Annotated in this window: 18 protein-coding genes, 1 tRNA gene and 4 pseudogenes; 7 read left to right on the forward strand and 16 right to left on the reverse strand. The window is 51.3% G+C overall.

The window, feature by feature from the left end:
* Nucleotides 1-221: 221 nt before the first annotated feature.
* From AC1RBA_RS08265 to AC1RBA_RS08280, 4 genes and pseudogenes are all read right to left on the reverse strand, one after another.
* Nucleotides 222-2,168: a DUF3732 domain-containing protein gene (locus AC1RBA_RS08265; protein WP_492417587.1), complete on the reverse strand. Its 1,947-nt coding sequence runs from the start codon at nt 2,166-2,168 to the stop codon at nt 222-224.
* Nucleotides 2,165-2,653: a three component ABC system middle component gene (locus AC1RBA_RS08270; protein WP_492417589.1), complete on the reverse strand. Its 489-nt coding sequence runs from the start codon at nt 2,651-2,653 to the stop codon at nt 2,165-2,167. The genes AC1RBA_RS08265 and AC1RBA_RS08270 overlap by 4 nt, the downstream gene beginning before the upstream one ends.
* Nucleotides 2,650-3,873, reverse strand: a complete 1,224-nt coding sequence (locus tag AC1RBA_RS08275; protein WP_492417591.1) for an ABC-three component system protein — start codon at nt 3,871-3,873, stop codon at nt 2,650-2,652. The genes AC1RBA_RS08270 and AC1RBA_RS08275 overlap by 4 nt, the downstream gene beginning before the upstream one ends.
* 381 nt (nt 3,874-4,254) lie before the next feature.
* A pseudogene (locus AC1RBA_RS08280) lies at nt 4,255-4,699 on the reverse strand (3-methyl-2-oxobutanoate hydroxymethyltransferase); the annotation flags it as partial.
* Between AC1RBA_RS08280 and AC1RBA_RS08285 the strand changes: the two are divergent.
* The 3 genes and pseudogenes from AC1RBA_RS08285 to AC1RBA_RS08295 form a co-directional block, all read left to right on the forward strand.
* Nucleotides 4,664-5,233: pseudogene (locus AC1RBA_RS08285) on the forward strand (bestrophin family protein); the annotation flags it as partial. The pseudogenes AC1RBA_RS08280 and AC1RBA_RS08285 sit on opposite strands and share 36 nt — an antisense overlap.
* Nucleotides 5,234-5,287: 54 nt before the next feature.
* A pseudogene (locus tag AC1RBA_RS08290) lies at nt 5,288-5,554 on the forward strand (catalase/peroxidase HPI); the annotation flags it as partial.
* A gap of 559 nt (nt 5,555-6,113) precedes the next feature.
* Nucleotides 6,114-7,169, forward strand: a complete 1,056-nt coding sequence (locus AC1RBA_RS08295; protein WP_492417593.1) for a hypothetical protein — start codon at nt 6,114-6,116, stop codon at nt 7,167-7,169.
* A 475-nt stretch (nt 7,170-7,644) separates the two neighbouring features.
* Here AC1RBA_RS08295 and AC1RBA_RS08300 read toward each other — a convergent pair whose 3' ends face one another.
* Together AC1RBA_RS08300 and AC1RBA_RS08305 are read right to left on the reverse strand one after the other, a co-directional pair.
* A complete protein-coding gene (locus AC1RBA_RS08300; RefSeq protein ID WP_492417595.1) occupies nt 7,645-8,433 on the reverse strand; it encodes an enoyl-CoA hydratase-related protein in 789 nt (262 codons plus the stop codon).
* 25 nt (nt 8,434-8,458) lie between these two features.
* Nucleotides 8,459-8,569 (reverse strand): annotated as a pseudogene (locus tag AC1RBA_RS08305) (acyl-CoA dehydrogenase family protein); the annotation flags it as partial.
* 44 nt (nt 8,570-8,613) lie between these two features.
* Between AC1RBA_RS08305 and AC1RBA_RS08310 the strand changes: the two are divergent.
* The 3 genes from AC1RBA_RS08310 (at nt 8,614) to AC1RBA_RS08320 (ending at nt 10,608) form a co-directional block, all read left to right on the forward strand.
* Entirely contained in the window at nt 8,614-8,841 is a 228-nt protein-coding gene (locus AC1RBA_RS08310) for a hypothetical protein (RefSeq protein ID WP_492417597.1), read from the forward strand.
* A gap of 40 nt (nt 8,842-8,881) precedes the next feature.
* Complete coding sequence (locus AC1RBA_RS08315) at nt 8,882-9,037, forward strand: integrase core domain-containing protein (RefSeq protein WP_492417599.1); 156 nt, start codon at nt 8,882-8,884, stop codon at nt 9,035-9,037.
* A 1,130-nt stretch (nt 9,038-10,167) separates the two neighbouring features.
* Nucleotides 10,168-10,608: a hypothetical protein gene (locus AC1RBA_RS08320; RefSeq protein WP_492417601.1), complete on the forward strand. Its 441-nt coding sequence runs from the start codon at nt 10,168-10,170 to the stop codon at nt 10,606-10,608.
* 235 nt (nt 10,609-10,843) lie between these two features.
* Here the strand turns inward: AC1RBA_RS08320 and AC1RBA_RS08325 are convergent, their stop codons facing one another.
* The 3 genes from AC1RBA_RS08325 to AC1RBA_RS08335 form a co-directional block, all read right to left on the reverse strand.
* Entirely contained in the window at nt 10,844-11,896 is a 1,053-nt protein-coding gene (locus tag AC1RBA_RS08325) for a phage/plasmid replication protein, II/X family (RefSeq protein WP_492417602.1), read from the reverse strand.
* A 331-nt stretch (nt 11,897-12,227) separates the two neighbouring features.
* Nucleotides 12,228-12,407 (reverse strand): helix-turn-helix transcriptional regulator, encoded by a 180-nt coding sequence (locus AC1RBA_RS08330; protein WP_492417604.1) that lies wholly within the window; start codon nt 12,405-12,407, stop codon nt 12,228-12,230.
* A gap of 532 nt (nt 12,408-12,939) precedes the next feature.
* Entirely contained in the window at nt 12,940-13,131 is a 192-nt protein-coding gene (locus AC1RBA_RS08335; RefSeq protein WP_492418133.1) for a helix-turn-helix transcriptional regulator, read from the reverse strand.
* A gap of 632 nt (nt 13,132-13,763) precedes the next feature.
* Between AC1RBA_RS08335 and AC1RBA_RS08340 the strand changes: the two genes are divergently transcribed.
* The gene (locus AC1RBA_RS08340) at nt 13,764-14,090 is read left to right on the forward strand and encodes an IS66 family transposase (RefSeq protein ID WP_492417606.1); all 327 of its coding nucleotides are present in this window, start codon (nt 13,764-13,766) and stop codon (nt 14,088-14,090) included.
* Nucleotides 14,091-14,739: 649 nt separating this feature from the next.
* Here AC1RBA_RS08340 and AC1RBA_RS08345 read toward each other — a convergent pair.
* The 7 genes from AC1RBA_RS08345 to AC1RBA_RS08375 all read right to left on the reverse strand — a co-directional run bounded on the left by AC1RBA_RS08345 (nt 14,740) and on the right by AC1RBA_RS08375 (nt 22,419).
* The gene (locus AC1RBA_RS08345) at nt 14,740-15,336 is read right to left on the reverse strand and encodes a hypothetical protein (protein ID WP_492417607.1); all 597 of its coding nucleotides are present in this window, start codon (nt 15,334-15,336) and stop codon (nt 14,740-14,742) included.
* Nucleotides 15,337-15,437: 101 nt separating this feature from the next.
* Nucleotides 15,438-16,700, reverse strand: coding sequence for a PIN domain-containing protein (locus AC1RBA_RS08350; protein ID WP_492417609.1), 1,263 nt, complete (start codon nt 16,698-16,700; stop codon nt 15,438-15,440).
* Between the two features lie 367 nt (nt 16,701-17,067).
* Nucleotides 17,068-18,372, reverse strand: a complete 1,305-nt coding sequence (locus tag AC1RBA_RS08355) for a nucleotide-binding domain-containing protein (protein ID WP_492417611.1) — start codon at nt 18,370-18,372, stop codon at nt 17,068-17,070.
* On the reverse strand, nt 18,373-18,987 hold the full coding sequence (locus tag AC1RBA_RS08360; RefSeq protein ID WP_492417613.1) for an SLATT domain-containing protein: 615 nt from the start codon (nt 18,985-18,987) through the stop codon (nt 18,373-18,375).
* Between the two features lie 530 nt (nt 18,988-19,517).
* The gene (locus tag AC1RBA_RS08365; protein WP_492417615.1) at nt 19,518-21,230 is read right to left on the reverse strand and encodes an SEC-C metal-binding domain-containing protein; all 1,713 of its coding nucleotides are present in this window, start codon (nt 21,228-21,230) and stop codon (nt 19,518-19,520) included.
* Between the two features lie 394 nt (nt 21,231-21,624).
* Nucleotides 21,625-21,701, reverse strand: a tRNA-Pro gene (locus AC1RBA_RS08370).
* Between the two features lie 103 nt (nt 21,702-21,804).
* Nucleotides 21,805-22,419, reverse strand: coding sequence for a TetR/AcrR family transcriptional regulator (locus AC1RBA_RS08375; RefSeq protein ID WP_070219162.1), 615 nt, complete (start codon nt 22,417-22,419; stop codon nt 21,805-21,807).
* Between the last annotated feature and the right edge of the window lie 7 nt (nt 22,420-22,426).

A 22,426-nucleotide genomic window follows, 5' to 3' on the forward strand; every position in this document is an offset into this window, starting at 1 on the left:
GCGACGTACGCCTGACTTCCCGCCATTCACAGAACCAATGAGGTAATTCAACCCTGGTGTTGGATGCCAGATAAGGCTTCCGATTCCACGGAAATTTGCAATTTCCAGTTTTCTTATTTTCGCCACTGATCTTCCCATTAGTTGGTCATGACATGGAGGTTAAAGCAGTCAAAGACTGCCTCTATACACATGATCGATGCGCCCGCACATTTTTCTAGTGCCTAAGCATCTGGCCAGTTTTCCGGTACCAAAGCGGGCGGCTTAGTCCACGGCTGCTCAACCAAAGAATTTTGAAACCACTGATCTCGAAGATTGGCATGTTCGGTCACGATGAGTTGGAAACCTGGGACATCCTTCTTCGTGAACTTTAACAACAATTCGAACAATCGACGGACTGCCGCCAAGTCGGCGTCCGCCTCCGTTTTCTGGACAGTTCCATCCGCTTCTTGGTAAACCTTCTCCGAAGGAAAATAGACTTGGGTAGGCTGGTCAATAAGTAAAAACTGAGGAATTGGGCAGCTATTCTGTGAGGCAAAGAGATGCAATGCCAACAACGCCGAGAGATGGTAGGCCAGATGGTTTTCTCCACCACCAGTTCGGCTCATGGGAACCGGACGATCCGGGCGATCAAAAACAATCGTGAGATGGTTTAGATCAAGCCGTGCTGGGAATGCGCTGAACTCTGCCTCGAAGGTCTGGATATACCGTGACACCTGCGCAGAGATGTTGTTCAGAATCGAAGTTAATCGTTCGTGGCTGTCGTCCGTACCAACTTTCTTTTCTAGTTCCTCGACCTTGAACTTCAGGCGCCGATACTCTACTTCACGCGAAACCAACTCCGCATTGGGAACAAGATTCTCCAAGAACAAGCTGATGCGGCCAACAACCCGTGCCGCCGCATTATTGCGAGTCCCCATTTGCGCAATAACTTCGTTCGCGGCGATCGCTGCAGACAGCTCCGCCTCCTTGCTCTTTATCGCGTCCACGACCTCGCGCACCTTGTTATCCTGCTCGGCAAGATATGCCTCTAATTTGGGGCGTTGCCCCGCGACAATGCTCATTTCCTCGTCAAGTGTTGCCAGTTCTTTGAGGAGCACTTTTGCGACAGGAGACTCCAAAGCCAAATTCGCTTCGCAGAATGGCCATTGCCATTCACCCGTCTCTGGATTCTTGGGAAAGGCCTTAATGGAAGCGAGTCGATCTTTTTGCTCCAGCGCCTCACTTTCAAAACCACCTGCCTGCTTAGAGAACTGGCGGGCGGCATCGACTCTGGATTGGGTCTCTCGCCGATCCTTGCGGAGTTGGCTGATCTCTTCTTCAATCCGAGATATTCTGTGCCCATCATCCCCTGGGATAGAGGTTGGCTTCCATCGCAGCGCAGTACGCAAGGCATCGATCACGCCATCTGGCCCAGCCTGTTGGTTCTCCGGCACAATGATGCCAACCGTCTTGGCCTCCGAGAAAAGGCCGATTCCCTTCTGCAGGGACGTATCAATGGCCTCACGAGCCTGTTCTAGGAGCTTTGCGTTTAGCTTCAACTCTCGCTGTGCAGCGCGCAGCCTGGCTTCTAGTTCATACCTGTCGTTGGAAGAAATTCCAAGAAGAATCGGCAACGTATCGCGGATCGCTTGTGGCTGAAACGCTTCATTCTGGCGATAGAAAAGTTGATCTTTGTTGGCGACAATTCCCTGCTTCTGGAATAAGTAGTAGTACGTGTGCTTAACGTTCGCGTCATAGCTTTTCCGGCTGTGTTCTATTGCGACATCAGTACGGTTCTCCGGGATGCCCAAAAGCCGCGACAGCAGTGCAACCACCGCATCGTCATCAGTGTTTACCGCCAACTCCTTAAAGTCAGGCACTGTCAGTTGATTCCCCCTTCGCAGCATGGCGGTACTGCAGCTTGTACCACCGGCGGTTGGTGTGGGTTTTGCAATTAGGACCTGTTCCTGGGGAAACTGATAGATCACAGCGAACCATGCAACCTTATCGCGAATGATGCCTTCCGGGACATTGAAGGTTGAGCGCCCCATACAGTATTCGATGATCTCTGATAGCGCTGATTTTCCGGTGGAGGAACGACCAGTAATGACGTTCAGGCCATCCACCTTGAAATGAAGATCGCGGCGCTGCCCGTCGTGACTGTAGATATGAATCGAATTGATCTTCATGGACGTATTCCAAAGGTTGTGTACACCGTAACGCGGTCTGCGATGCGGGCGAATTCTTTTCCAACGATGCGCGCGACGCGCTGGCAGGAAATGGATTCATCGGTCCCTGTCACGGATTTGCGAACACGGTTCGGCACGGTCTTCAACCGGCCCTCTTGCGAGACGACAAAACATCCTCGGTCCATCAGCATGCCGAAAGCTTCGAGCGCAAATGGCAACAGGTCACTGGTGCGGTCAGCGAAGCCGACCAGCAACTGCGGATTCTTTTCTACGGTTTTCAGAAGATAGCTGCGAGAACTGCCCGCGATCACTTCACGAGAGTCTTTCTGCAAACACAGTGGCAACACTAGTAACGAAAGAGAGAACGGCATGCCATCCGGATTCTCCTCCTCATAGCCTTGCAATGCCCTAAATAGCACCAAGCCGCAGAACGCGGGATTAAAAAGATTCTTGACTTCGAATGGTCGTTGATCCCATCTTTTCATTCCGCCCCCTTCAACAATTGGCCGACACGACTAATGAAGCGAGGGTGCCAATAAATCCTTGGAAGCGGTCGGTTGTTCGCAAGAATATGAAATCCGCCACGCACAACGTAGGGTTCGCTCACACGCTCCCGAATGCGAAGCGTGCTGCTGTTGCCACTCTCCAAGTCAGCCCATCGATACAGCGCCTTGCCCGCTTCCAAAAGAACCGAATCGGCACTGTCCTCATCAAGCGCCTCGAAGACCACATCCCGGTATCGGCTCCACTCATCAACAAGGCGATCTTCATAGTCCTCCATTTCTCCCGAAACCAAAAGATTTTGGCGAGCCCAGGAGGACCTTTGTTCGAACGCTCGATAGTAATCCAGGATAGCATTGCGAATGCGGTTCGAGGCAATGCCAATTTCTCGCAGTTGTACAACGAAAAGACGCGGATCGTTGTCCGCGTCGATTTCTCCAGCGGGCACCTTTCCTCTGAATGTTATCGGGAGGTTATCTGATTTATATTCTTCGGAAAATGCGAAAAGCTTGTCCGAGATTTCGTAACCAAAGATGGCGTCCGTACGCTTGCCGACCAACAGGTTAACGATGGTATCATTCCACCAACCTTCGAGGCGCTCGAAGATGGCGTCCCGATTGTCACGCCGGATGCTGCGCATGTGCTGATCTTTGATGATTGAAGGCACATCCTCGATGCGGGGTCCGCCATCAAATATAACGATGCGCGAAAGGAAATCATTCTTTTCGTCATCGCTGAGTTTATGAAACTCGGCGGCGATATCACCGATAAGTTTCGCTTCTGACTTGGCAAGAGCATCAGAAGCAATCTGTGACAACGACACAACATCTTCATCTTCAGTCGGAGGTTCAGGCAGGAAGCGCCGCAAGAATGAGGCATTTGAAACAGTTCCCGTCGAAAACAAGAAGAAGCGGAGACTTGCCTCGCTGCGCCCATCACGATTATAGCGAGCGAGCCAGATTCGGACCGATTTCCAGAAGTCCGTCGACAGGTCAGTCAGACGATCACCGACGCCCTTGTGCTTGAGCGAGGCAAGTGTCTTGACGCCATCCTTGTCAATGAAATCAAGATCATCGTCTTTTTCAATTAAAACCGACGTACTCTCCGGCAACTGCAAGAGCCGAAGCAGTGCGAAGCGAGGCTGATAGATGTATCCTAGCCCCTGCTCTCCGGCGGAATACCGATCTGTGGAAGCCTCTCCCATGCTCTAATCCCTGTATCCATTGTTTTTTGATTAAGCAATCAAGCGTTAAATAAAAAAATCAAGCATGTGCCAACTTTCATTGGCCTGCGCCGATTGCATTCCCTTGATGCCGAAGTCATTTTTGATCACTATTTATTAATAGTAACAAAACGATTCCTTTAGTGGGGGACTAGTCGGTAGTTGAGGGAGTTGGGAGGGGATTTTTGAGAAATTTCTATGCGAATAACAACAGCCTAGGCATCAATCCCCCCTGACCTATTCATATTCTTACTCAAATTGAATCAGGGGACCGAATTACTGCACGAAATTTGGATTGGCATCCTGGGCCATTTAATGCTGGGCCGCCCGTCGTGCGCCAACATTAAATGGCTACTGGCGGACTCAAAAAGTATGTTCGCCTGCTGGGAAACTACCATCCTTCACTGCCTCGACATATTGGGAAAAGGTGGCACCGATACTGCCCGCACCTTCCATGAAATTACGTACAAAGCGCGCCTTGTGACCGGGAAACGTAACCGGGAAACGTACCCAGCATGTCATGCATCACCAACACTTGGCCGGAACAATCTAAGTCCGCGCCGATGCCAATGGTCGGAATACCTAACGCGTCCGTCACCGCCTTACCGAGCGATGCAGGAATTGCTTCCAGTACCACCATGCATGCGCCAGCCTGCTCGAAGGCCAACGCGTCTACCATTAGCGTTTCTGCGGCCTCTGTCGTCTTACCCTGAACTTTATACCCACCCATCAAATGGACTGATTGTGGTGTCAAACCCAAATGGCCACATACAGGAATCGCGCGCTCACGGAGATAGCGAACAGTTTCCCCTATGCATTGAAACTTCAACTACGCCGTACCGATCCCAATCCCGACCTGCTTCGGCTACTCGGCCCGGAAGAAACAGCCAGACTGCATCACAAGCTTTTCAGGCCTGTCGCCATTCTCAACGACATTCGCGGCAGCCTGGTGCCGGCTTCAGAAACCACGCGCTGGATGCTCGATACGCAAATCAATGAACTGGAAAAATGTGTGGGCGGCTGCGAGCGGCTAGCATCGACACCCATTCCATTTGCCTATAGCGTGCAATTGCATCGCACCGTTTATGCCTACTGCGTATTGCTGCCATTCGGCCTGGTTGATTCGGCGGAGTTCTTCACACCCCTGCTCTGCATTTTCATTTCCTATACGCTCATTGCGCTGGAAGCGATCGCCAATGAAGTGGCCGAGCCATTCAGCATGGCACCAAACGCGCTCGCACTTGATGCCATCGCACGCACGATAGAACGCTCGGTTCTAGAGCTGTGCACCCGTCCAGTCCCAGACGAGATAGCACCAGTGCGTCCCTACCAACTCACCTAGCCTCGCAAAGCATTGAAGAACTGCGTAACGGTCCATGGTCAGATTCCCTCATAAACCAACGATTTCTTCGTCAATCTGCTCGATACAGGTACAGTGTGGATAGCGACATAGGACGCGAAGAACGTGTTTGACGGACGTGATAGCACGACCGAAAAAGTCAAGTGGAGTGGAACGCGTGCCAATCTCGTGTTCGGTTCAGATGCGCAACTGCGGGCAATATCCGAGGGATATGGAAGCGCGGATGCTCGGAAAAAGTTCGTCCGAGATTTCATCGATGCATGGAACAAGGTCATGAATCTTGACCATTTCGACCTTGGATGATCTCGACAGATCGATCTGAAAAGGCCCCTACCCAATCTCCAGGGATGACTGGAGTAGAAGTCTAGCAATGCAATCTCTCGCATCCAGCGCCAGCCGGATGCGAGAGGTTTGGAACCGCCTAGTACAGATAAATGCATGTGCCCCGAGCCCAAAGGAGAGAAAGTTGAGTATCCGTTTCACGTTGCCAAAACCTGTTTCGTCATATTAAAAACTGCTTTCGTTGCCTGCCCAAGAAACGTTGCACAGCTCTTACCTATTCATCTTCACCAATCTGATGTTGGCTAGCCGGCGTTTTTCTGCTACACGAGCAGGCAGCCCGCGGCGATCACCGAAAGGAAAGAAACATCGTGTCAAATCGATCTAAAACACGCTCGGTCAGCGCACCGCTCGTCCAATTAACATATGAACTTTGCTAAGGATGCGAATTGGTCGGCACTTCCCTAGCGTGAGGCTTCCTCTTTTGTTTTGTTATCGCCCCTTTTTTCTATCCTATAGCTTGCTATTGTTATGGATGTTTTTATCTGGCATGATCCTATACTTTTTGTACTGAGAGAATGATATGATCTTGCCGATGCTCAAGAATGTGGCCGTCGCTGCAATGAATTTTATTTCACTACACATCCCAATCCATGCCTTTACCACCTTAATCATTGGCCTATTACTTTTCTTTTTCCGCCGCTTTATTTTTTCTTGCCTGATCAGATCCAAAAATCATTTTTCATGTTTTCCGCGATTTTATGCAGTTGCCACCCCACTCTTAATTATTCTGAGTATATTTGGAGGATTTTATAAATTTGGGGCAGGTGATGAAAAAGGGCAATTTGGCGACTCATTCGGAATAATTAATTCTTTATTTACTGGATTGGGCTTTGCCGGATTAATTGTCACATTAATAATTCAGCAATGGCAGATTAGTAGTCAGAAGCAGGATTCGGAAAGTGCGAAGAATGAAGCAAGTGCTGCCCGTTACGATTCAACGCTGCATCAGTTACTTGAATTATATAAGAAAAGTGTCGAATCTGTAGTTATTAAGATTGATGGAGAAAAATTTGAAGGATTGGATGGCATCAGCCATGCGCATTCTAGAATGATTAACGCCATTCGAAAAAAGAAATCAGTGATGCTACCACGCGATGTTGCAAGGCGTCACGGAAAAGGTGTTGCAACCGAGAAAGACTGGCTCCTTCTTCATAATCTTTTCGAACGTCACAGAGATATTATTCAATCCACTTTCAATCGCCAGGCAAGGCTCATAAATTCCTTTACACTATTAATGCATCATCTTGAAGAAAGAGTACCGCCTAATTTTAGGGAAATTAGATATGCTAGGATGCTTGTCCAGTCTCAGCTTACGACTTTAGAAATGTCATATTTCTTTTATCTTGCTCTTGCTTCTAAAAGCGAGGAAAATCTACCTAAACTACTAAGGTCGAGTGAGATGCTTGTAGGCTTCCCTAGCGCTTGCCGACTGGAAGTGCATCGCATGATGTATATGTATATGTGGAACTACGACCCGAAGACCGGGATTACGCCGGCCAAGTCTGCGACAAGAACTCCGTCCACTGAATGGGAGATCATGGACGAGTACATTGATGATGACCTCGTCAAGCCTTAAATTTGCTTAGGATATTTCAAGAGTCGTCCAGATGCGAATCGCCCTGCGATGGTACATCGGTTTTTTGAGGCGGTTAAGTTGCCTTGTTGATCCGAAGATGAAACTTCAGGAGGGGAACGGGGATGCCTCAAATGGGGCGAACCTGTCCTGCCAACGCATAAAATGCGTCAAGGCAGATGGTGCTTGCGACCGTGCTTGCCGCGGTTGGTGGGATTGGGGCCAGTATGCTGTCCAGAGAAGGGGGGACAGCATACTGACCAAGTCGACACTGGCGCGTTCTACTGAATCTGGTCGGATTCCCGCGAGTGATGCAGCATGGATGCGTTGCCAACACACTAGCCTGTTGTCATGCATGTAGGCGCCACCAGCAACTCATGGCGCTGCCACAGCCAAGTTCACGGGAAAGATACTCCCACACGAGCGTCATGCCGTTAAGGCGTGCTTTCCCTTTCCATTTCAGCGACCTAGCGACCTCCTATCGAAAAACCGGCTCTCTCTTTTGCAGGAACGCGTCCATGCCCTCCTGGAATTCCGGTAGGTTCAGCAATTCCTTCTGCCTGCCGCGCTCATACTCGAGCTGTTGCGCCAAATCGTTGGCCGATGCCGATGCCAAGGCATGCCTTGCTTCCCGGGCCGCATGGGCAGGTGCCTTCGCCAGTTGCCCGGCAATGAGTCGGGCCTGGTCCAGTAAGGCATCATCATCAACGCATGACCAGATCAGACCCCATTGTTCCGCCTTTTCCGCAGACAAGCGTTCACCGAGCAGCATTAGCCCCATTGCACGGGCGTGGCCGATGGAATGGTTCAGGAACCAGCTAGCCCCCATGTCAGGCACAATACCCAGCCGCGGCAAGAAGGTCAGTACGAAGAATGCACTACGCACAGCGATCGTGACGTCTGCCGCCAGCGCCAGCCCAACGCCGGCACCCGCGGCCGGACCGTTGACCGCAGCAATCACCGGAAACGGGGCATTCCGGATCGCCAAGACCAGCGGGTTGGTAAAGCGCTCCATTATATGTGCAACTGACTCGCCGATCGTCTGGCCTACGGGTTCCAGCTTACCAAGGTCGGCGCCGGCGCAGAAGCCCTTCCCCGCGCCCGTGATGATCAAGGCATGAACGTCGCGTTGCTCATGCAAGTGCAGGATTGCATCCAGCATTTCCTTTTGCATGGCATCGGTAAGGCCGTTTCGGCTCTGGGGTTGGTTCAGTGTCAGGATCGCGATGTTTTCTGCGACTTCCAGCTTGATGTACTCGAATTTCATGACTGGCTTCTCTTTTTCAGGCATTTCACAGGGCGCGGAAAATAATTTCCTTCATCACTTCATTTACACCGCCATAGATGCGTTGCACGCGGGCGTCCACATACATGCGGGCAATCATGTATTCCTCCATATAACCGGCTCAAGAAGCTCATCGCCGAGCTTAGTTTCGACAAAGCGATTTTGCAGAACATCGCCCCACTTTTTTGTGACGATGTCCTGCAACGTAAAGTGGCGCAATGCATCATTGGCCACTATGACCTCAATCTGCGACGGGCCTATGCGCTGGTGAAGCAACCACGCAGCATCCGCCACTACCGAAGCATCAAAGACCCCAAACAGGCCTTGAGCCGCCGCATGCACGAACTGACCAACATGCGCTTGCGCTACGGCTCCGCTGACCGACAATGACTATACTGAAACGTTCAATGGATCGTTTGGCGATGAATGTTTGAACGTACATTGGCTCGATATCCTGGTCGAGGCCAAGGAGCCTATCGAGGCATGGACAACTGACTACAATGAGAATCGGCCTCATACGTCCCTGAATGACATTTATGCCGGTAACTTGTCGAGCGACAAGTTACCGATCAACGGAACAAATTAAGCAGCAAGAATGCCGGAGACCAACTCTTCCAGCTATCCGACGAACCAATATGGTTCACTCCTCCTCTAGTCCTCAACCGCAATTTGGATACATTTCCACATCCATCGATCAAGTTAAAGACCTAATCTCAAGATAAAAATCGAGGTGACTGAACTACTAAAGTGGTGAGCTCGTAATGCATTTTAGGTAGCAAAAAAAGGGGGGCCAATATCTGGCAACCTGAATAGCCACGAAATTGCCAAACACCATTGAATTGCTCATGGATGATCATTCACCCGTTATTCCGTCGACTTAAAAATGACCACTTTAGGATGCAGATGCAATCCGTGAGCGTAATACCCTGCGGTCAAGACTGAGGTTCCGAGGTTCGAGGTTCGAGGTTCGAGGTTCGAGGTTCGAGGTTCGAGGTTCGAGGTGCCGAGGTGCCGAGGTGCCGAGGTGCCGAGGTGCCGAGGTGCCGAGGTGCCGAGGTGCCGAGGTGCCGAGGTTCCGAGGTTCCGAGGTTCCGAGGTTCCGAGGTTCCGAGGTTCCGAGGTTCCGAGGTTCCGAGGTGCCGAGGTTCCGAGGTTTTCCCACTACTGAGCGCGGTTTATATACCTTGCATCTTCAAGGCGCACCGCTAACATAAATTTAATGCTTCCGAATCTCACCGACACAGCAAGGACACTCGTACACTTTTGTGGGGCCTACCGTGACATAAACCAGCACGGGAAGGACAACAAACCAAAAGAGCCACATTGGATACCCATTAACTTGAAATACAACAGCAGCAACACTGGCAACAAGCAAAAGGACAACTAATCCTACAGTTAAGTTTTCAGCGGCTACGTATCCAATAAAGCCCGCAGGACCTATATAAGCACAGTGCGGGCACATCACTAATTCGTGATTTTGGTATTTAACAAGATTTGCCCGCACTTGCTCGTGGGGTGCGCAGTGCGTGCTTGGGTCCTCTTGATATCGCATTTTAAACCCCGAAAAAATTCATGCATAGACGCTATGGCATCTGCAGCCGTCCCAAAAAGTACAGGCTTAAAGGGTGCACAACAAGATTTTACAGTAACTACTTGGTTTTCATCAAGAACAATATTTCTACATAGTTACTCTACCAATAGGTAGCTTGCTGAGTCATGGAAACAAGCAACGAAGAAATCCGGCGCCAGTTCAGCGAACGCCTGCAGAAAGAGTTCATACGCGCAGGCCTAACTGTGAGTAGCCCGACGCAAATAGCCAAGGACTTCAACGAGCGCTACCCGTCGAGCAAGGTCGCCGCTCAAACAGTACGCAAGTGGTTATTGGCAGATGCAATACCAACGCAGGCGAAGCTGTTAGCACTTGCAGAATGGCTTAGCGTATCGCCCCAGTGGTTACGGTACGGGATAGGAAAACGCACCCTGCCAAATCCCGGAAAAGGACCTGATAAGGGGGAAGACACAGTAATAATCGTTGGTCAGCGCAAAGCCGAACTTGCCCCTATTGTTGAGCTACTAATGCAGCTTTCTTCCTCAAATGTCCGTTTAGTAGGAAACATTGCTCAATGCGTGCTAAGAAATCAGACGGAAAAGAAGTAACACCTACGAAAACATGAGGGCTGTAGGTATGCGAATACCTACAGCCGCCTTTAGGGCTCCTGCAGCGTTCTATGACGTTACTCTGGGAACCCAGTTGCATGAGCACAAAAGTGTGACGTACTCAACGCTGCGTGATCAAGAAGACTCATGGAACCAAGATAAACACAGATGGCCAATACGCACCTATTTAGCGTCCAAGACCAAGTAGGTAGGGATGTGCCTAGAGCTTGGGGTTCTATGGAACTTTCTTACCTTTTTTGGCAAGCCACGCGGGCACTTTAGCAACCTGCTTTTTGCTCAGTAAAATTGTGCGTAGCTTCCTGACCTTTCCGGACGTTGCAGGGGCATCAATGTCAATGCCAAGCGCTCGGAACGCCGCGCGGTATCCCTGTAGCGCTCGCTTTGAATAGACCGTTTCAAGGTCCCCTCCCAGTTTCGCAAGGGCCAAGACCGCGCGCAACCTAGGCTTCACTACATCTAGTCCTTGTTTCGTCACAACCGGGCTCAGTACATTCAAAAGCTTCAACCGCTTTGCGTACTTTTCAAACAGGGTCCGCGCGGTATCACTGTCCCATGAAGAAGCCTGGTCGAGACCAAGTTCTCTTAACAAGGAACCGCGGAACCGGATTTCAAGTCGAAGCATTCCCTTGCAGTCCGACACCAACTGGTCGTAGTGCTCATTGTCATCTGAATTATCTTTGTTTCTCTTTGCAAGCATTTGAGGGTGCTTCATGTACATGACGATCTGATACTTGGTTCCCAGTTGGGGGCTCCAATAAATGCTATTTCCAATCTTGTGCATGGAGCCTCGATGCCCCACAAGCTGATGAGCTACTTGCTTCAAAACACGTGATAACTGCTCGTCAGACTTAAACGCAAGATTCACCGCTATGTCTACGCGGTTTAAGGTAATCTCGCCAGCTAGCCAAGCTGCCGGCAGCGTCTCCTCGCCAGCATTTAGACCGATCTTTTTCTTCAGATCTCGCAAAACATTGAGACAACCATTCTTCAGGTTAGGCGACGTATACACGTTCTGCCCCGACTTATAGGCAAATATTGAGCCCTCCACAGACAGCTCTCGCGCCATCGATTCGTAACGTACGTGCACAGCATGACGATGCTGGTATCCAGCTATGCGCCTCCTATTGGTTTTACTGCTCTTCTTCTCACCGTCGCAATAGACTTCGCCACGCGTCTTCGCTTTTAAAAGCGTCATGTCGACATCGGCGTTTGCGACAGAGAATTCTACGGTGTCGATATTGAACAAGGTTTCTTCTGGAAAAATCATGATGGTCCTTTAATTGAAGGGTGGGAGCGTGTCAGCACAACATTGCTTGTGCTGACATCACGGCATATTTACTAGGGATGTTCAGAACGATTGGACGAGGAAAGCAGGTTCCTGATATTCCAGACGTCAGGCGGTTCCGATATATACGCGGAGGCGTGTACTAAAGTAGTGTCTGACACAACATTGCTCTCTACTGTTACGTATAGGTGTATCTACATCATGTATTACAGAGGATGACCTGATAGGTAGATCGATGACCTCACTACGGCGTTTCGTCATCATCATCACCACTTAAATCATCACACGAACGACGTGCTGCGCATGCGGCCTCTTACGTTGATGTCGTAGTTCGCGCCAGCAACCAGGCATCGATTTCTTCAAGATTCCATCCAATTGCTTGACTGGATAGCTTCAAATGTTTTGGGAAGCTCCCTGCCCTTTCAAGACGCCAAACGGTTGATCGAGACAATCCGATTTTTTCGAAAAGGGCTTTAGGACGGATAATTTTCATTGGTATCTCACACAGATAAGTTACGTTGCAGCCATAGCTGTTCTTGTGTATGAGGCTGTCCACATCACGGTGACCAGGTGCCTATACCAACTCTATTTACTTGGTCGCTATTTTGAGGTTCCATCTTTGTGAAAACATCAAAGACAGTTTTTCAGCATTCCAGGTCCCAAGTTCCAAGTTTCAACTAGCTTCGAGGTTCCAAGTAAGTTCAAGGCTCGAGGTATCAGGCAACCAGGTAGGTTCAAGGTTCCACGTAGTTCGAAGTTCCACGTAGTACTCAAGGTTCCACGTAAGTTCGAGGTTTCAGGTATCAGGTAACCAGGTAGGTTCAAGGTTCCAAGTAAGTTCGAAGTTCCACATAGTTCAAGGTTCCGGGTATCCCAACTCTCGTTACTTGACCTCTATCTGGGACTTACCTGTGAGACAACGCGATGGCGATGGCACGTGAAAAAGTACGTGGTTCCGGAAATTCGACGAAACCGTGCTATAGCGAAACACTGGCGGCATTCCCATTTTCGCTGCGAGGATCCCTTTACTGCTTCATTCCAGTTGATGCCGGAGTTCGTGCCGACAACCAAGCATCGATATCGTCAAGGTTCCATCCGATTGCCTTACTCGAAAGCTTCATGTGCTTCGGAAAACTTCCTGCTTTTTCCAAGCGCCAAACTGTAGACCTGGACAAGCCAATTTTCTTAAAAAGTTCTTTGGGTCGAATAATTTTCATTTGTACCTCACGCAGTTTTTTCAACGCAGCCGAGACTGCTCCTGTGTACAAAGTCGTTTGCGTGTAGCGCTCAAAGCCTTCATACAGGCAGTATTTACTGCAAGAGCTTTTCTCTCAAAAAACGCATAAATGTGCACTAATTCACTCTTTTAGGCTATTCGAATCATTGAAACTAGGTCGTCCCTTCACGTTGGCCCCTTGGTCCCAAGTTGATTTAATCAAAGTAACCCTGTTCCAACAAGGTTCCAGCGAGGTTCCCAATAAAGCCAAAACACTCGGCGACGCATCAACTTGGTCTCAGATAGGGCGCTGCTTATCTTGACCTGGGTATTATCGTGACCCTTCCTCATATTGTGGATGGAGGGATCAACGCCTGCAGCTTCCGCATGATCTGCCATGTGCGTCCAAAACCGGCGTGCAAGTGCCGCAACACCATCGTGGAGGCGCCGCACCAAGTCGGCCGATCAAGCGGGCCATTACCGGCTCTGGTTTGCTGACACACATTCTGGTGGCGAAGTTTGCCGATCTTCTGTCGTTTACCGCCGGTCCGTCAACTAAGCCCGCGAAGGCGTCAAGCTGGATCGTGCGCTGTTGGCGAGTTGGGTCAGCGCGGCCAGAGCATTGCTGCGCCATTGGTCGAAGCGATTCGACGGCGTCTGCTGGCGGCATCGAAGCTACGTGCCGACAATACGCCAATCCCGGTGCTTGCACCCGGCAACGGCAAGACCAAAACCGCACGCCTGTGGACCTATGTACGCGGTGATCGACCAGCCGGAGATACCGCGCCGCGCCAGCCGCATGGTTTGCTCACACGCGACCGCAAGGGCATCTGCCCGCAGACCCAACTGACCAAGTTCATAGGCCTGCTGCAAAAGCAGATGCTTACGCCAACTTCAATGCCTCCTTCGACGGCACGGTCCGCGAAGCTGGCGCCCGTGACGAGCGCGATAGGGTCTTGAATTTTGATGGTGGTGATTTTTCTGAAAAGGGGTTTAGGTACGCGATGCCAAATGCAACATCACGTAGTGTTCATAGTGACCCACACTGCCCGGCGTGACCGGTACCTACAGCGCCTCCAAATCAGCCGCCTGGGCCTTGAGCAATGCGATGCGGTCGGAATTAACGGCGCAGGGGGACGGAGGTGCTGTCACTTCACGTCGTTTTCATGGACACCGATATGGCACGCGGTATGCCGGGAGCCAAAGCGTCCCCTGATGAGATTGCGCAGATGACATTCACAGCCTGGAGGGCAGACAAACCGAGGTCTCGGCTGATGACGTAACCCGCAACGTACGTGCCGGCCTAACAGCGGTGCAGCCGCTGTATGTAGACACGCTGAACAAGCATGGCTCGGCCAGCAGTGCCGCCTGAGGCGTGTTTTCCTGCAGATTGACACGAACATCATCATCAGCGTTTTTCTTAACAGTCATACCTCATGGCGGCCACTCGCGGCCAGCCTGCGCCAAAATTCGATTTTGAATGACTCTGCTCAGGCAGGGCACACGGTTATCCGTTCCTCGCATCGGCTTGATTAATGCGATAAATCCCTAATCGGCTCCGTTCGCTTTCGCCTCATGGCAGAAACCTGCTGAGAAAATGGACTACCGCTCAAGCGCGCGGCGAAGTCGGAAAGGCGTCAATAGGTTGAACTTTTTCAAACAGGCGATGGAAATATGCTTGGTAAGTGCAAAAGACTGAAAGCAGGAGACCCGCCCCAGCCTCTGGGACGGTTGACAAGAACGGGCGAATCAGATCCATCGAATGCCTTGGTCCAGACAAAAATCCTTCGTCGATTAGTAGATTAGATTGAAGCAAAAATTGATCGTGAAGCTTAATGATTAGTGGTAGCACGGATGCTGAATTAAAATCTGAACGGACCTCATGCGCAAATTTATTGCGAATGTTCTTAATGATCCTCAGTGTCGTGGCATCGCACTCACTAATTACGGAAGTAAGGAGTGCAAGTTGAATCCGTGCGCCAAAAGAGCCGGATGGCGCACGGCCGTCGCCATTTATACCGAGAAATCCATGGATTTCAGACTCGGGCCCAGCCAGCCGTTTTGATAGAAGTTCAGCCAGCGCTGAATCAAGAACAGCAGCGGCAACAACAGCAAGCTCTCGCCTTGGAAGACTGCGATACTCGGTATAGATTTTATCCTTACCAGGAAATACTTCCTGCATCCATTGTTCTACTTTCCAAACCATCTAGTCTTCCCCATTTTGTGCGGCCGCCATTGACGGGAGACGGAAACCGTTAACTTACTTGGCCAACTGCCAGTGACGAATCGCCGCAGGCCCCAACGTTCCTAACGGACGCTGAACGTTTCCAGAGAAAATCCGTCGCATGACTCAGTTTTAGGGTCATAGCTGAAGCTGGCTTGGTAATAGCAACGAAGCAATAAATGAACTGCTACAGTTCCGTCGTCCAATGAAGTGGTCTCCCAGACGTGCGAAGCGGCCTCGATCTCAGGCCGATGTGCTTCGTACTGGATCAGAGGAATAATCAAGGTCACGTTGACGCTACGAAGGTCATAACCGCAACTGATATAAATTTCTTGGCCTACCTCCTCCGCGACATAAATATCAAAGTCCTCCACCCCCTCGTACGTCTCTGCCTCGGAGCGCAGGATTGTAAGGGAGGTTGCTGTAGGCACAGCAAAAATCCACTCCAGAACAACCGAACCGTTCTCTCTCTCTAGCCGCTTCAATACATCCAATCCGCATTCCTCGATGAACGCCTCAAACAACTGCCATTTCTTCTCATAGTTGATAACGTGCTCACGCTTGTCAATTGTTGAATCCACAAACGTCGCTACGGAGTCGAACGGGAGGACTCGTTGTTTCAATTTTTCTAGGTCAGGCATCAAGTCCAAATGAAAATCAACGGCTGCTTTGCTTGCAGATGCCGCTAGGCCATTACCCGAAACAGCGCTGATAGTTCCGGACCGGCTGAGTTGCCCGCCAAGCTTCGTCTTCCCCTCGTCAGTGATCTTGCTCTGTTTACCAGTTCCCGTCCTATAAAAGTCACGCCAATTGTTGCTTATAAAGATCACTTCTTCACTATCGCTGCTGGATCTCGAAGCCAAATACTGAACAAGAGATAACCAGAGGAGACAGTCTCGGTAGCCCACATCTCCCTCAGCATCAAAGGGTTTCTTGCGACTTAGCGCGCGTTGTACAACTTCTGCGTGCGGTACTCCCGCATACTCGACAATTTCCACAGATTCTAGGTGGTTACGTATACGATTCTCCAGATCAAAACTCGCTGAAAAAAAAGGGCCTTCAGGTCCCGCCCCCGACTCCAAGCCGAGCTGACTTAGTCGCTGACGAATCTTCGCAAAGTCACCCTGCGCTCGTAGCGCTTCAGTCGCAAATTTATTCTCCACTTCTTCGATGACGAGTCTAGACAAGAGCAATGTGTGACCGGAGTTGCTTAGGAAGTGCAAGAGGTAGCGAAACGGTGCTCCCTTTAACAGGTAATCGGCGATGAACTGATTAGAATCGATGAATACGTACATTAAGAAAACTTTCAAGTTTGAACTGGCAAGCAATTCATCTGCATTTCCCATGTGACTAGGTATCTGCTTTGATGGAATTTCATTTTCAAATCACCGATGACTGCTTTTGGCCGGCTCCCGTCGTTGCCAGGTTCCGCTTGACTGACTTTCGAAGACCTCGTCACAAGAGTATCTTGCTTCCAGCGAAGCATGCCCGAAATTTGCATACCCCACTCCAATAAATGTCGTTCATCAAGTTGCGAGGCGAAGGTGATAGCTGCAGTGAACATTGTTGGTCGTCGTAGTCGGCGCCCCCTCCAGATATCCGCCATCGCCGCAGCCTGTTTCTCTACACGGGCTTTGTCGACATGCTGTCTCAGGTCTCATTGACAAACGCGCTACCGCCACAGCTAAACACGATCATTCAAGAAACAAGCGCTCATTCGTTGATGCGGACTTCTATCAAATCACGCGCCACGCATACCCCGTCCTTGACAACGTATGCCTCTACAAAATGGTCACCGTGAAAATTAGTGCTCTCGTATTTCTGCATTTTTCCACCATCAGGCACGATTTGCCCACGAATCATTTTGCGGCGCTCTGCCTCGGCCCCGACGTTGCGAACTTTCCACATTACGTCGTATGGCGAAGGGACGTTGCAATGCTCCACGTAAAAGCGAAGCGACCTTGCCTTGGGAAGCCAAATGAATGCTTCGGCCATCCGACGCAGTTTTCTCGCTGCTGTGCCATCCCCTGTAACCTCGCTGTCGATCTCCAAATCATATCGGATGTCGACTGGATAATCATCTTCGATGTATTGCTCGGTCGTGTAGCGCGAAAAGTCCTGCGCCATAGCCTCAGTTTTAATAACGGTCGGTACCTCGGCAGGGAAATTGCGGCCAAAGACTTCTCGATAGAGTTTGATAGCTTTTTTATCGGTGTCGGCGTCCAGCGCCTCCTGGCATTTAGCGGCAGCCTTCTTAGCCTTCTTCTGGAATTTCCCGCTACTGTGAACCCGCTGTCCGCTGCCCGGCGCTGCCCAGTATTCTTGGTGGGCCAAGCCGCCCAAATAGGTGAACAAGGAAACAAAAAGTTTTCCATACGACTTGTAGGTAACGGTGTCATAGTCGTCGGTCTGGCTGAAGAAGTTGTATACAAGGGTATCGACCAACAGGCCCCCCATGTTGACGCCGTGCTGATTCTTCCAAGCGCGGATCATCTTGCACGCATGCTTTAAGTTGCGATTGGTCTCGTCATTCCGCTTGCTGACGGCCGCGATCTCCTTGATCGGCTTGCAGACCTTCCAGGTTCCCCCTTCGTGCGTATCGCCGAACCGGTATCCATCGCATTTCTCGTCCCATAATGCGGGTAGTACCTCGACGACGAACTTTTTGAATTCGACCACCACGACTTGGCCGTCTCCCTTAATATCGGTGTTGGGGTATAGCATCAATAACGACTTGCGGACTGCCTGCAACAGTTGGGAAGGTCCGTTGCCTTGATAGCCGCGATACTTCTCATACGTCGACCAAGGGAGCTCGAAAACCATGTCCAAGTCGCTGATTCCATGGATCGCCGTCCCTCTTCCGTAGGAACCGACTTGGCGCCGGTGGGAGACGTTCGATTCGAGGCCCCAGAAGTCCTTGTTTAACCTGGTCGTGATACTCGAGTAGGCAGTCGATATATCGTCAGCGTTCCGGACCACCAAGTTGGAGCGAAATTGTTCAAATAAGGGAGCACTCATTTATTTCCAGCAGATAGTGAATGGGGCATGCGATGCCAGAAAGGTAACGATGGATACAATAACCCAGGCGCCGACTACGGCTAAGCATACGATGAGCCCAAGGGGCATTTTGTCGCGCCAAAATTTGAAATGCAATTGCTCGTCCATCCAACCTGTCTGAGCTTGCCAATAAAATTTGTAGTGCGCATACCAATCGCTCAGGAATATCTGCTTGGGGATTCCGAACGAAAGCGCCTCTACTTGGATTCGATCATGTGTGGCGGCGAAGGCTGACATATCTGCCGTGTCGGGTTCAGCCTTGACATGCTGGTACAGCGCGCGCAGTTCGTGGAACTTGCCCGTCAAATTGTCGCCAGCCTTCGCATATTTGTCTTTGTCCTGCATGTAAAAATTGATGAACAGTGACGCCACGCCCAAGATCAGAAAGGTGGCCGAGACGAACTTCTGCTCCAATTCTGGGATGAACAGCGCTCCGATGCCTGCGGTAATCGACAGCAACGCTAGCCAGCCAGGTACTTTCTCGACGATATCGAAGGTCGCCAGATGCTTCTTCGCTGCGTAGCCCACGTTATAGCCGCTCTCAGCGATCATTTTCAACAGCCCATCTTTTGTCATTTTATCTTTCGTGGCGAGAGTTCAGCCGCTGGCGAATCAACGGTTACCGCGACTCTGGGCCCAAAAGCAAAGGTCCTGGAGCATGGCATATTCGAAATGGTGATGGATATCATCTTTACAAGAGGCAATTGGCGTATTTCAAAAATAGTTTTTTGTATTTTTGAGCATGCTCTTGGTTTCGAGGATCCTATCATCGAAATTGCTCCATGCTTCTGCGGTTAGAAGGGACAACTACGCAGCATCGGACCACTATAAGTCGGCTGGTCTATCCAACGTTGCATATCGTCAAAGTTAAGCTCACAGATCATCAAAGTTACAGCTTAACTTTGACGATTTCGGAGTCAAAATGAGGGGTGAAATGGTGCCTTTTCATATGGGAGTAACAGCAAAAGAGAGTTGATGAGGGTACTTGACACCGACAGCGGACGTTGTATGTTGAATGCCCATTTATTCAAGCATTGGCGTTCGTTCGTCAGCCCCAGGCTTAACATCGGTCGGCGTAGGTTAATTCAACCTGCAGCCGCTTTCGTTCAGGTTTTGCCGTGGCAGAGCTTAAACTTCTTGCCGCTACCGCAGGGGCACCGATCGTTGGGCCGCGCTTTAGCTGGTTTCTGGGTAGTTTGCACCTTCTTGGCACCCGCAAGCTGACTGTCCCCACTGCGCATGTTGCCTGTAAGTCCCGAGAGCTCGATGAATCGATTCAACTTTACTCTGTCGAATGTCACATCCGACTCGAACCTATCCAGCATCGACGGCTCTGGCAGGATACTCTCGGATCGCGGCAGCCCGCGCTCGTCGAAAAGTTGCGCAACCCAGCGGACCCTGCGTTTGGTATATTCATCGACGCTAGGGTTAAACTCAATTTTCAAAATCGACAATTCAAGTTTTTCGTTAATGCGGGGGGCAATTTCAACGCACATGTGCGCAACGGCCTCGCTGCCTTCCTCGACAGCCGTCTGGTAGCACTGTTGTAACAGTGAGGCAGCGTTGACTACATCGCTGGCGCTACCGCGCTCTAGCAGTAGCTCCACCATCTCCAGCTTCACTTCATTCAGGTCAGGCATAGCTCGACGGATCAATTCATCGATCTCTTCAAAGCTGCCTGCGTCAGGCGACCCGGCGCGTCGAAGCATCCGAAGTATGCGCGCGAGGGTAATCAAAGCCTTAAGATGACCTTGATCCGCTGCCAAACGAAGCCATTTCAGCGACCCATTTTCGTCGACCAAGCAACCTTGGCCGCTGGCAATCATTTTAAACGCCGCGAACTGCCCATCAGCGAAGCCTGCATCGGCCGACTGCAATGTGAGTTCGAGTGCTTTCCCTTCGTCGCGATCAACGCCAAGGCCCTCAAGATAGAGGCGGCCAAGCTCGGCCAGCGCGATTGGATGACTGCCTACAGCCTCGAAAAGGGCCCGTGCTTTACCGTAATTCAACTCCAAACCCATTTGCCCCCGCGCATGCCAACAGCCGACTAAGGCCATAGAATCTGGCTCGCCTAGATCCGCGGCCGCACGCACTATCACGACGCCTTTAGCCGAAACGTCTTTGTCGTCATTCCTAGCAAGCTCTATTCCGCGCTGATACATTGCCGGCGGATACCGGGATTCCGCCGCCTGTTTACTCCAAAAGGAGGAATGCTCGACGGCCTTAGCAAATTCTGGTCCGCCTATCATGCCACCATTGTTTGCGATCGCCTCATTCCTAGTCCTCGAGTATATTGCCGCAGCTTTGCTGTTCATGATTTTCCACAGCATGTGCTGCGCTTCGGCGTCGCCATCGAGCGCTGCACGCTGGCACATTTGCTGGCGCAGGCCGGGATCGTCGTCGGATACCTCGACGTGGGGTATTTCCTCGCTAGGCCGCGCAATCCGCCAGAGCCACTTAAAGAGGTTACGGCAGTTCTCCAGCGCCACTAGGGCCATTTCCGGCAAGCGTTCTGTGGCTACTTTGGAGTCTTCGGGATGTGCGCCCTGGTTGCCAGCGACGCGAATTGAGTGGAGCAGGTGCTTCGCCGTTCCGTCAATCAGTCCCAAATAACTCAGCTCAGTGATGCGCGAGTCGATGGTTTCGCGGTGCTTCAAGACACAGGAGTTGAGCTCCGCGATGAGATCACAGCACTCTGCCCCGACAGAGCGAGTAAAAACCAGCGAGCCGCCCGGCACGAGCGTGCGATAGGCTTTTGCTTGGGCGTAGAAGTCGCCGATCTGGGGCGAAATGGCGGTGGCGAATTGCAGGTCGTTCACGAGAGGCCGTATAGTGGAGGTGGTCCATTATAGTTTCGTCTAGGGAAATCCAAAATAGAAAAGCGACCGTGCTGCCGACTGGCTGGCCCACCACCTGTTTATCCAGAATTCTGCAGCCCGCTGGCTGTGGGCATACAATCATGCACCACCCAATATTGCATTTGGCGCCCCCCAAAAAAACAGATGCTCGCCCGGGCCGCTTACTCGAGCGCGCTCTAAAAATAGGAGATTACCACGCCACCCGGGGAAGGAATCGTCAGCAGGGATAACCGGTTTCAACCGATGCCAAATGATTGCAAACAAGCCCATGTTTTCGTAGGGGTAATTGTAGGGGTAAAAACTCACCCCCAAGAAAAAGGCCACTCCGAAGAGTGGCCTAAGTCTTTGAATCTAATGGTCGGGGCGAGAAGATTCGAACTTCCGACCCCATGCACCCCATGCATGTACGCTACCAGGCTGCGCTACGCCCCGACGAGGTGGGAATTATAGCAGACGCTTTTAGGTTTTTGCCATGCTTTTGCGCGCGATTCATGTCGATCTGCGCAAACTTTTTTGCATGTCCCGCTCAAGCGCGCTATTCGCTCAGCAGCAGCGCCGTCAGGACGATGCGAAAGCCCGCGATCAGCGGTTCGACCTTCACGTCCGGATGGTGAATGAAGCGCACGGGCAAGCCCTGATACAGCGCCACCAGGGCATCGAGGCGCCCCTGCAACATTTCCTCGTCGGCCGGCAAGCCGCGCTTGATGCGCGCATCCCGGATGATGGAGAGAAATAACTGGCGCGAACGCCGGTCCGAGCATTGCAGCATTTCCGCGATCGCCGGATTGCGCGACGCTTCGGCAAAGATTTCCAGCGGCATCATCCACGTGGTCGGGTCCAGCGCTTCGAGCACATGCTCGCCCGCATTGTCGATCACGGCCTGCAGCGGGTCTTCGCGCTGCGCCAGGTCCTGCATCAAATTGGAGACGCGCTCCGTATTCTGCATGACGAAGGCGGCGATGATCGCATCCTTGCTGTCAAAATAATTATAGATGTGGCCCGCGCTCATGCCGGCCGCCTTCGATATCTCGGCCATGCTGGCGCCGTGGAAACCGCGGCGGCTGAAGCAGCTTTCGGCCGCGTCGAGCACCTGCTTGCGCCGCGTGTTGGCGCGCTCGGGATCCGGATGCTTCTTTTCAACTTGGTTCATGACTTTT

This window comes from Janthinobacterium sp. GW823-FHT03B06 (genome assembly GCF_058796955.1).